This is a genomic window from Coprobacter sp., assembly GCF_982436375.1.
Map to the genome: position 1 here is coordinate 1 of NZ_CEWDCG010000104.1, position 10,240 is coordinate 10,240.

General features: G+C 39.0%; 9 protein-coding genes. 7 read left to right on the forward strand and 2 right to left on the reverse strand.

The genetic code is table 11. The features are described from left to right. Positions 1 to 442: 442 nt before the first annotated feature. Positions 443 to 1,018 (forward strand): phosphoribosylglycinamide formyltransferase, encoded by a 576-nt coding sequence (gene purN / locus AC1WHX_RS07280; RefSeq protein ID WP_122304476.1) that lies wholly within the window; start codon positions 443 to 445, stop codon positions 1,016 to 1,018. Here purN and pdxB read toward each other — a convergent pair. Further along, positions 1,013 to 2,140, reverse strand: coding sequence for a 4-phosphoerythronate dehydrogenase PdxB (gene pdxB, locus AC1WHX_RS07285; RefSeq protein ID WP_302544827.1), 1,128 nt, complete (start codon positions 2,138 to 2,140; stop codon positions 1,013 to 1,015). The genes purN and pdxB overlap by 6 nt on opposite strands. Before the next feature lie 146 nt (positions 2,141 to 2,286). On the opposite strand from pdxB, the gene AC1WHX_RS07290 reads away from it, so the two are divergent. The 6 genes from AC1WHX_RS07290 (at position 2,287) to AC1WHX_RS07315 (ending at position 8,794) form a co-directional block, all read left to right on the forward strand. Then, positions 2,287 to 2,892, forward strand: a complete 606-nt coding sequence (locus AC1WHX_RS07290; protein ID WP_022389876.1) for a DUF4254 domain-containing protein — start codon at positions 2,287 to 2,289, stop codon at positions 2,890 to 2,892. Then, positions 2,879 to 3,961 carry a glycosyltransferase family 9 protein gene (locus tag AC1WHX_RS07295; RefSeq protein ID WP_302544828.1) on the forward strand — a complete coding sequence of 361 codons (1,083 nt, stop codon included), beginning with the start codon at positions 2,879 to 2,881 and terminating at the stop codon, positions 3,959 to 3,961. The genes AC1WHX_RS07290 and AC1WHX_RS07295 overlap by 14 nt, the downstream gene beginning before the upstream one ends. A 75-nt stretch (positions 3,962 to 4,036) precedes the next feature. Further along, positions 4,037 to 4,783: a lipopolysaccharide kinase InaA family protein gene (locus AC1WHX_RS07300; protein ID WP_481229082.1), complete on the forward strand. Its 747-nt coding sequence runs from the start codon at positions 4,037 to 4,039 to the stop codon at positions 4,781 to 4,783. Positions 4,784 to 4,894: 111 nt separating this feature from the next. Beyond that, the gene (gene ruvB / locus AC1WHX_RS07305; protein WP_009318232.1) at positions 4,895 to 5,917 is read left to right on the forward strand and encodes a Holliday junction branch migration DNA helicase RuvB; all 1,023 of its coding nucleotides are present in this window, start codon (positions 4,895 to 4,897) and stop codon (positions 5,915 to 5,917) included. Between the two features lie 11 nt (positions 5,918 to 5,928). Further along, on the forward strand, positions 5,929 to 7,428 hold the full coding sequence (locus AC1WHX_RS07310; protein WP_302544830.1) for a lipopolysaccharide biosynthesis protein: 1,500 nt from the start codon (positions 5,929 to 5,931) through the stop codon (positions 7,426 to 7,428). A 4-nt stretch (positions 7,429 to 7,432) separates the two neighbouring features. Beyond that, the gene (locus AC1WHX_RS07315) at positions 7,433 to 8,794 is read left to right on the forward strand and encodes a TIGR00341 family protein (protein ID WP_122338250.1); all 1,362 of its coding nucleotides are present in this window, start codon (positions 7,433 to 7,435) and stop codon (positions 8,792 to 8,794) included. A gap of 92 nt (positions 8,795 to 8,886) precedes the next feature. On the opposite strand, the gene AC1WHX_RS07320 is transcribed toward AC1WHX_RS07315, so the two are convergent. Further along, positions 8,887 to 9,963: a mannose-1-phosphate guanylyltransferase gene (locus AC1WHX_RS07320; protein ID WP_278585868.1), complete on the reverse strand. Its 1,077-nt coding sequence runs from the start codon at positions 9,961 to 9,963 to the stop codon at positions 8,887 to 8,889. Between the last annotated feature and the right edge of the window lie 277 nt (positions 9,964 to 10,240).

Consider the following 10,240-nt stretch of genomic DNA (forward strand, 5'->3'; position numbering starts at 1 on the left):
AGAACGGACAATGAATTGTTCTATACTGACTTTAGGGAAGAAAACGGATGTTTTTCGCATTTTTATTTGCCGTTTAGAACATCTTTCGATACATAATTAAATAAATAGAATTCGATTTGTCAATAGATCGACAATTTTATCTTTTAATGTAATTGGTATTAATAGTGATAGGTTTTGACGTGTACCCGTCGAATCCGCTTTTTAGGATCTTATCTTCATCTTCGGTACTGTTACGGCAATGATTGGAGCTGATGAAGGTATTTCATGGATTTTTTTGTCGTTCCGTATTTGTCGAGTACCGGCATATTGATGTCTATCAGAATAATATGAGGCTTGTATTCTTGATAGAGTTTGACTGCTCCTTTATATTAATTGTATCGTTTCTTCGGCTGTTTTATAAATTTTTGTAGTTTTGTCAAGACTTGAAATGATAGAATGAAAAATGAATACACACATTGCCATATTTGCTTCCGGTTCGGGTACTAATGCAGAGAACATTATTCAATATTTTTCCAAATCGAAGAGTATTGAAGTTTCCCTTGTTGTTTCTAACAGGTCGGATGCTTATGTCCTTGAGCGTGCCCGGTTATTGAAAGTTCCTGAACTTATCATTACGAAAAAGGAGTTTTCTGAATCGGAGTATTATGTACTGACAAAACTTCGGGATTTTCATATCGATTTTATCGTTCTGGCCGGTTTTTTATTGCAGATCCCGAAGTATTTGATTCAGGCATATCCCGGTGCAATTATAAATATACATCCTGCGTTGTTACCTCGTTTCGGTGGGAAGGGTATGTATGGAGATCATGTTCATAAAGCTGTTGTCGATGCGGGAGAGAAAGAAAGCGGTATAACGATACATTATGTAAACGAACACTATGATTCAGGGGCTATTATTCATCAAGAAAAATGTGCGGTAGATCCGGCTGATACTTATGAAGATGTAGCTCGAAAAGTACACCGATTGGAGTATGAGTTTTATCCTCGGATAATCGAGGATATTGTCTCACGACTATGATTTTGAGGGGGTAATGAACCCTAATTCTTTTAAAACCGGAATTTTTTCGGATGCGGAAAGCATGATTTTATATGCTCCGAATTCTCGACGAAGTCCGTAATTCCCGCGTAAATTTTCGAATTGTTCAGGTGCAGAACGCAAATTGGTTGTGTCGGTTCGGGGATCGTATGACGCGATTACGGCATTCGTTATCGGATCTCCCGAACATACATTTAGATCTATTTCCGGAAAAGGGGCTGGCGGAGGTGTTATTTTTGAGGTGTCGATCTCGATCCCGAGTATTCGGGATATTTCCCGAACCATAGCCCGGGAGGCATTCGATTTTCCGTCGGCTGAGTAGCCGGCAATATGAGGTGTCGCGATAAAGGCGCTCTCAAGTAATTCAGGAAGTATATCCGGTTCGTTTTCCCAACAATCGATGATTATATCCGATATTTCTTTCTTTTGATATGCGGTTAATAAGGCTTTATTATCGACAACTTCTCCTCGGGAAGAATTGATGATAACGGGTTGCTTTCTCAACTTTTTGAAAAAGCTATTGTCGGCCAGATGAAAACTTCGGTATATCCCCGTGCGATTAAGCGGTGTATGAAAAGTGATAAAATCGCATTCTTCGGCAATCGTGTCTAAAGAAACGAAAGTATCGTTTTGTTCCGTATTTGCCCGAGGCGGATCATTGAGCAAAACAGTCATCCCGATAGTTCGGCAATGGTGAGCGACTATCGAACCGACATGACCGACACCGACTATTCCGATCTTTTTCCCTTTGAGCGAATAATTGTTTTGTTCTGCATGCAGAAGCAAAGATGCTAATATATATTGCCCGACCGATGAGGCGTTGCATCCCGGCGCATTCTTCCATTCGATATCGTTTTGTTTGCAATATTCGGTATCGATGTGGTCGAATCCGATTGTTGCCGTACCGATAAATTTGCAACGGCTTCCTGAAAGAAGATTTTCATTGCAGCGTGTACGAGTGCGTATGATCAAAATATCAGTATCCTTTACTTGATCTTTTGTTATCTCCGAAGGGGGTAAATATCTAACGTTTGCATACGGTTCGAGAATACCTTTGATGAAAGGTATTTTATTATCGATAATAATATTGATATTCTTTTTCATATCTACGGGAAATGGTACAAAATTAACTCTTTTTTCGGTATGTATTCGGTAAAGGGCGTTAAACCGTATTTATTTGTCCGAAAGATTGTTCGTTTATGAAACAATTGTTATGTTTGTAGACTTAACTATACAATAACAGACTCGATATGACTTTTAGTGAAAAAAGTAACCGGATATTTTGGAATGCCACATTGGCTTATCACAATATAGATGACGTGGATGCTGAGATTCAGAATCCTTTTGAAGAAAAAACAATCGATTATTATTTATATCTGAAAAATTGGATCGATGCCGTCCAGTGGCATTTGGAAGATATTATTCGCAATCCGGCTATCGATCCCTCAGAAGCGTTGCAGATAAAACGCCGTATTGACAAGTCGAATCAGGATCGTACCGATTTGGTCGAATTGATAGACAGTTATTTCTGGGATAAGTATAAGAATGTAAAGGTGGAAGCAGATGCAAAGATCAATACCGAAAGTCCTGCATGGGCAATAGATCGACTTTCTATTCTGGCCCTTAAGATTTATCATATGCAGCAGGAGGTAGAACGCCGTGACGCTTCTCCGGAACATATAGAAAAGTGCCGTGAAAAATTGCGGGTGTTGCTTGAGCAACGAATCGATTTGTCTTCTGCGATAGATCAGCTTTTACTTGATATTGAGTCGGGGAAGAAATATATGAAAGTATATAAGCAAATGAAAATGTATAATGATCCGGCCCTGAATCCGGTGCTATATGGTAAAAAATAATTGTTCTGTGATTTTCCCCCGACCATTAAGAAATATCTTGATTATTCGGCTTTCCGCATTGGGAGATGTTGCGATGACTATTCCGGTGGTTTACTCGTTGTGTGAAGCTTATCCCGATGTGAATTTTACAATGCTGACTACTCCTGTGGTATCTCGGATATTCATAAACCGACCGGATAATTTAAAGATTTATCCGGCTGAAATTCGGGGACGGCATAAGGGGATAAAAGGTATTTATGTACTATATAAAGAGCTTCGGGCGTTATCTTTTGACGGGATAGCTGATCTTCATAATGTTTTGCGTTCACGTTTATTGTGCGCATTATTGCGTCTTTCAGGTGTGAAAAGTATTCATATAAATAAGGGGCGAATTGCTAAATGTGAAATTACGGCGCGTCGACATAAAAAGTTGCGGCAATTACCTACATCCTTTCATCGTTATACGGATGTGTTCAGAAAACTCGGCTTTTCTTTTCCTGAAAATTTCGTTTCGATTTATGGAAAGCAAAAAGCCGCTTTACCGGAAATCTTATTATCGGAGATCTCTTCTGAGATGCACTGTATAGGTGTGGCGCCATTTGCAAAACATCAAGGAAAGATATATCCGGAAAAGAAGATGGAACAACTAATATCGATGTTGGCAAAAACGGGAGAATATAAAATATTTCTTTTCGGCGGAGGGGAAAAAGAGTCTTTGGTTTTAAACCGATGGGCATCTGATTTTCCGGATAAGGTTGTTTCTTTAACGGATATGAAACTGGGTTTCTCCGGAGAATTGGCCTTGATGAGTCATTTGAAATTGTTGGTTTCGATGGATTCTGCAAATATGCATTTGGCTTCTTTAGTCGGACTTCCGGTTATATCTGTTTGGGGTGCGACTCATCCCTATGCGGGTTTTTTAGGGTGGAGACAATCTCTGGATAATGTTGTTCAGCTCGATTTACCCTGTCGTCCATGCTCGATATTTGGAAATCGTCCTTGTTGGCGGAATGATTATGCTTGTTTAAATGAAATTTCTCCTGAAGAGATAGCGGATAAGATAAAAAAGGAAATATATGCCCAAAAATAGTTTTGTAAAAAGCTATATTCAAGAAAATAGGTATATTTGTATAGAATTAACGAAGAAGAGTTTTAACTCGGTGATATGAATATTGTAATTAATCCGGATTATTCGAAACTTTCACTTTTTATAGAGCAACTTCCCTCTGATTTCAGTAATGGGGGGGATATGATTTATGAGGCCCGTAATCAAATTAAGAAATTCAGGGTACAAGATATCGATGTTGTGGTGAAACGCTATAAAGTTCCGATTTGTATCAACCGTATTATCTATGCTTTTTTTCGCCCTAGTAAAGCGAAGAGAGCTTATGATTATGCTATGTTTCTTTTGAGTAAAGGAATACGCACTCCTGAACCGATAGCCTATATAGAAGTAAAAAAAGGTCTGTTTTTTTATCAAGGATATTTTATAAGTAAAATGGAAAATTATCCTCGAATGATGCGTGACTTTTATAATTCGATAGGGTCGGGTGAATATATCCTCGACAAGTTTGCCGAGTTTACTTTAAAAGTTCATAAGTTGGGAATCTTGCATCTGGATTATTCTCCGGGAAATGTCCTTTATGAACAAGTCGGAGATGACGTGCACTTTAGTTTGGTAGATTTGAACAGGATGCGTTTTGGCAAGCTGACGAAAAAGGAGTGTCTTCGTAATTTTGATAGAATCAGCCCGAGTGATGAAGTAACTTCGTATATTGTTACCGAATATTCCCGTCTTCGGGGCTGGGATATTGCGTCTTCAGTGGAAACAGCATTATATTATAAGAGAAAGTTTTGGGAAAAAGTAGCTAAAAAAGCGGCCCTGAAAAATAAAATGCGCAAAGATTCTTGATTTTAACGATTTTGTTTTGAAGTTTAACCAGATGCTTTTTCATAAAGATCGTTTGTCCCGAAATAAATATCTAAGTTTGTTTTTCGAAAGTATGAAACATTTAGCCTGTATATGGAATCTGATTTTAATATAAGAGAGCAAAATATTTCTGAAAATGAACGGGAGTTTGAAAAAGCCCTTCGTCCGCTGACTTTTGATAATTTTAGCGGACAAGATAAAATTATAGAGAATCTGAGGGTTTTTGTTATGGCTGCCCGTATGAGGGAAGAGGCTTTAGATCATGTCCTGCTGCATGGGCCTCCCGGATTGGGAAAGACAACTCTTTCGAATATCGTGGCGAATGAGTTAGGTGTGGGATTTAAAATCACTTCCGGACCGGTATTGGATAAACCCGGAGATTTGGCCGGGATTTTGACCTCGTTAGAACCTAACGATGTTCTTTTCATCGATGAAATACATCGGCTGAGTCCCGTAGTAGAAGAATATCTTTATTCTGCTATGGAAGACTATCGTATCGATATTATGATCGATAAAGGTCCGAGCGCTCGTTCTATACAGATCGATCTGAATCCTTTTACTCTGATCGGAGCTACTACCCGAAGCGGGTTGTTGACCAGTCCTTTACGTGCTCGATTCGGCATTAATTGCCATCTTGAATATTATGATCATACGGTATTGAGCCGTATCGTCTTACGCTCTGCCTCGATTATGCAAGTCCCTTGTACGATCGAAGCTGCGGATGAGATTGCCATGCGTAGTCGGGGAACACCCCGTATAGCAAATGCTTTATTACGCCGTGTGCGGGATTTTGCACAAGTAAAAGGTAGCGGAAAGATAACGATAGATATTGCCAAGTTCTCTCTGGAGGCTTTGAATATAGACCAATATGGATTGGACGAAATCGATAACAAGATACTGATCACGATTATCGATAAATTTAAGGGTGGACCTGTGGGGCTTACGACTATAGCTACTGCTTTAGGCGAAGATCCGGGTACTCTTGAAGAAGTTTATGAGCCGTATTTAATTAAAGAAGGATTTATTAAACGGACTCCACGTGGGCGGGAAGTGACCGATTTGGCATATACGCATTTGCGTCGTTCCCGTTTCTCGGAACAGGGTTCTTTATTTTAAAACGATTATTTATGTCCGGAATGAAAAGTCTTGCCAAGGATACTGCGATATACGGATTGAGCAGTATCTTGGGGCGTTTCTTGAATTGGTGCTTTGTCTTTTTGTATATTAACGCACTAAAAACTACCGCAGAGTACGGGATAGTTACAAATTTATATGCCTATATGGCTTTGTTGTTGATTATTCTGACCTATGGACTCGAAACCGGATTTTTTCGTTTTGCCAATGATAAGGAGTATAAAGACCCTCTTAAAGTATATACTACCGGCCTGATTTCTTTAGCATCCACATCGTCTTTGTTCTTTATATTGGTGCTTATTTTTTTGAAACCGGTTTCTGCATGGTTGGGGTATCCCGCTCATACCGATTATGTTTGGATGGTGGCATTGATAATCGCAATAGACGCTTTTACCGCTTTGCCGTTTGCTTATTTGCGTTATCAGAAACGTCCGATACGCTTTGCCGCGCTTAAACTTTTTTCTATATTTTTGAATATCGCATTGAATCTGTTTTTTTTCTTATTGTGTCCGTGGATATACAAAACTAATCCCACCTTGATTTCATGGTTTTTTGATCCTGATTTTATGGTAGGCTATATTTTAGTCTCCAATTTGATCAGTTCGGGAGCTGTATTATTGATGTTGATTCCCGAAATATTTAAGATTCGTTATCGTTTTGATGCGGTGATCTGGAAACGTATGCTTCGTTACTCATTCCCGTTGTTGATATTGGGTATTGCCGGAATTATGAATCAGACATTTGATAAAATGTTTTATCCGTTGCTGGCGGAATCCCGGCCTAATGCGATGTCTGAGTTGGGAATATACGGTGCGGCTTATAAGATAGCTATTGTCATGGTTATGTTTACGCAGGCGTTTCGTTTTGCTTATGAACCGTTTATTTTTGCAAAAAACAAAGAATCCGGAGATGAAAATAAAAAATCCTATTCAGATGCGATGAAGTATTTTGTTATTTTCGGACTCTTCATATTCTTGGGGGTGATGTTTTATTTGGATCTGGTACGTTTTCTTATGCCGAAGGAGTATTTTACAGGCATCGAAGTCGTTCCTATCGTTATGTTGGCAGAGTTGTTTTTCGGGATATTTTTTAATCTTTCTCTCTGGTATAAGCTCACGGACCAGACGCAATGGGGGGCTTGGTTTTCTTTATTCGGGTTTGTTGTTACGGCGGCTATAAATATAATCTTCGTCCCTCGTTTCGGGTATATGGCATGTGCATGGGCTGCTTTTTTCTGTTATTTCTCGATGATGATGGTTTCCTATTTTATAGGACAAAAAAAATACCCGATTAAATACGACTTGCCCTCGATGGGACGTTATGCGGTATTGACTCTTGTTTTATATGCTGTTGCGATATGGGTGGATATAGATAATCTGGTTTTAAAATTATTGTTCCGTACAGCACTTTTATCTGTTTTCGTTGTTTATATGGTAAAACGGGATTTACCGATAAAAGAGATTCCGTTGATAAATAAATTGATAAAAAAGTGAGGATATGTTTTTTAAAGAGTCGTTTCTTGCTGTCAGGCAGTTTTTGGGGCATTATTTAGACCAGAGTCAGGACCGAGAAAGTGAACAGGTGACAGTCGAGGCCATCCGTGAAGGGATAGAATTTAAAGGCTCTACCATATGGATACTTATTTTTGCCATTTTTATTGCTTCTTTAGGGCTTAATACAAACTCTACGGCGGTTATTATTGGCGCGATGTTGATTTCTCCATTAATGGGTCCTATAATGGGCATTGGATTGGGACTTGGAATCAATGACTTCGAATTGATAAAAAAGTCTTTTCGGAATTTAGGTGTGGCGACTATTTTCAGTGTATTGACCTCTACGCTCTATTTTTTGATTTCTCCGTTGAATGAAGCCCGGTCGGAATTGCTGGCACGTACTTCCCCGACGATATATGATGTGTTGATTGCTCTTTTTGGCGGATTGGCAGGTATTGTGGCTATGGCTACCAAGCAAAAGGGAAACGTAATTCCGGGAGTGGCTATTGCTACGGCTTTGATGCCTCCCTTATGCACGGCAGGCTTCGGTCTGGCCAATGGAAATATGCACTATTTTTTCGGAGCGTTTTATCTGTTCTTTATCAATTCTGTTTTTATCGCTTTTGCAACTACAATGGGAGTAAAGGCAATGAAGTTTTCTAAAAAGCAGTTTGTCGATAAAGACCGTGAGAAAACCGTACAACGTATTGTATATTCTATTCTGCTCCTTACAATGACACCGAGCGTGATCATTACCTATAATATGATACGTCAGAATTACTTCGAGACATCTGCATTCCAGTTTGTGAATCAGCAGTTTAATTTACCTGATATTCAGGTTTTAAGTAAAACGGCTTCATTTGAGAGCGGACAGAAAGTTATTCGGGTTTCTCTTATAGGACAAGAACTTTCGAAAGATTCGATATTGGCGATCGAGTCCCGACTGCCCAAATATGGGTTAGCCGGTACAAAATTGATCCTTTCACAAGGATTTGCATCCAATAAGGAGATTGATTTGAAGAGCCTGAACAGCATGATGTTTCAAGATATTTATAAAGATAATCAGCAGCAGATTGCTTTATTGAATAAAAAAGTCGATTCTTTGCGGACAGTCGTGTCTCGTTATCAGCAGTATGATACGATAGGTGTTGCAATTTCACCCGAGATTAAAGTCCTTTTCCCGTTAGTTGAAAATATTGCAGTTACGAAATCTGTATTCAGTAGTGTAGAAACCGGAAAACTGGATACGATGACGTTAGCTGTGGTACGCTATGCGAAACCTATGTCGAAAGCAGAACAATCGCGTTTTGTCCGATGGCTTGAGGCAAGGCTTGCTGTAAAGAGTATAAAGATAGTACCGGAATAGTTCATTCTTCTATATAGAAACGGCAGGTCCTTTCTACAAGAATCTGCCGTTTTATGTTATAAATTCAAATTGACAAATTATAGGACCATTTATCAAATAAATTCGTTCCCGAATTTTACTTTTGCATCATTCACGATCTGTCGGATACGTTCTTCTTCATCTTTTCTGCAAATGAGCAGTACATTGTCCGAATCGGCGACAATATAGTTCTTTAAGCCTTCGATGACGACCAATTTATCTTTCGGAACAGCAATGATGTTGTTATCACTTTCATAAATGAGAGATTTTCCCTCTTGATTTACATTGCCGTTTTTATCTTTAGACGAAATATCATAAAGAGATCCCCATGTCCCTACATCTGCCCATCCGAAATCGGCGCAGAGAACAAATACGTTCGATGCTTTTTCCATCAGTCCGAAATCTATGGAGATGTTTTGGCAAGCGGGGAAATTTTCCTGAATAAATTCTTTTTCTTCAGATGTATTGAATTTTCCGATTCCAGATTCGAATCGAGCCGAGACTTCGGGAAGATATCGTTGGAACGCTTTAATAATGGTCTGCACATTCCAGATGAATATTCCGGAGTTCCAGAAAAATTCTCCGCTTTCTACAAAAACTTCAGCCAATTCCTGATTGGGTTTTTCCGTAAACGTTTTAACGGTGTTGATATCTCCGTTACTTTCATCTCCGATCTGTATATATCCGTATCCGGTTTCCGGACGGTTGGGTTTTACTCCTAATGTAAGAAGAGCCGGAAATTTTTCTACAAATTCTAATCCTTTATCGATACATTCCGCAAAAGCTTCTTCTTTGAGGATTAGATGGTCTGACGGAGTTACTACGATATTGGCTTCCGGATCGATAGACTGTATGCGGTATGTTGCCCAAGCAATACAAGGAGCGGTATTTCTTCGTTGGGGCTCTAACAAAATATGTTTATCATCGGCATCCGGTATTTGTTGTTTTACCAAACCTTCATATTGTTCGTTCGTTACAATAAAGATATTTTCGGGAGGAATGATTTTGCGGAAACGATCATAAGTCAGTTGCAAGAGAGTATGTCCTGTTCCGAAAAAATCTAAAAACTGTTTGGGGCGGTTTGTTCGGCTGACAGGCCAAAACCGGCTTCCGATTCCGCCGGCCATAATGATGCAATATCTATTTTTCATACTATAGCTTTTTTTTGTGTCGGTTGGGCGAATAAAATACAGATTAAATGCTGTTTTTCATTTATTTGTCCGATTCTATTCCGAAATATATTTTGTATTTATACCGTTTGCTAAAGTAACTAATATTTTTCTTTGCAAATCTATATATATCCTTTTTTTGAAAAAAAAGTCTGAAAAGCTTGCCACAATCAAAAAGAATATCTACTTTTGCCCCGTCTAAAAGCCCAGATGGCGGAATTGGTAGACGCGCTGGTCTCAAACACCAGTGGATTCACTT

Coding starts and splice junctions, on each gene's coding strand:
- purN (WP_122304476.1), top strand. CDS start 443: ATGAATACACACATTGCCATATTTGCTTCCGGTTCGGGTACTAATGCA.
- pdxB (WP_302544827.1), bottom strand. CDS start 2,140: ATGAAAAAGAATATCAATATTATTATCGATAATAAAATACCTTTCATC.
- AC1WHX_RS07290 (WP_022389876.1), top strand. CDS start 2,287: ATGACTTTTAGTGAAAAAAGTAACCGGATATTTTGGAATGCCACATTG.
- AC1WHX_RS07295 (WP_302544828.1), top strand. CDS start 2,879: ATGGTAAAAAATAATTGTTCTGTGATTTTCCCCCGACCATTAAGAAAT.
- AC1WHX_RS07300 (WP_481229082.1), top strand. CDS start 4,037: ATGAATATTGTAATTAATCCGGATTATTCGAAACTTTCACTTTTTATA.
- ruvB (WP_009318232.1), top strand. CDS start 4,895: ATGGAATCTGATTTTAATATAAGAGAGCAAAATATTTCTGAAAATGAA.
- AC1WHX_RS07310 (WP_302544830.1), top strand. CDS start 5,929: ATGTCCGGAATGAAAAGTCTTGCCAAGGATACTGCGATATACGGATTG.
- AC1WHX_RS07315 (WP_122338250.1), top strand. CDS start 7,433: ATGTTTTTTAAAGAGTCGTTTCTTGCTGTCAGGCAGTTTTTGGGGCAT.
- AC1WHX_RS07320 (WP_278585868.1), bottom strand. CDS start 9,963: ATGAAAAATAGATATTGCATCATTATGGCCGGCGGAATCGGAAGCCGG.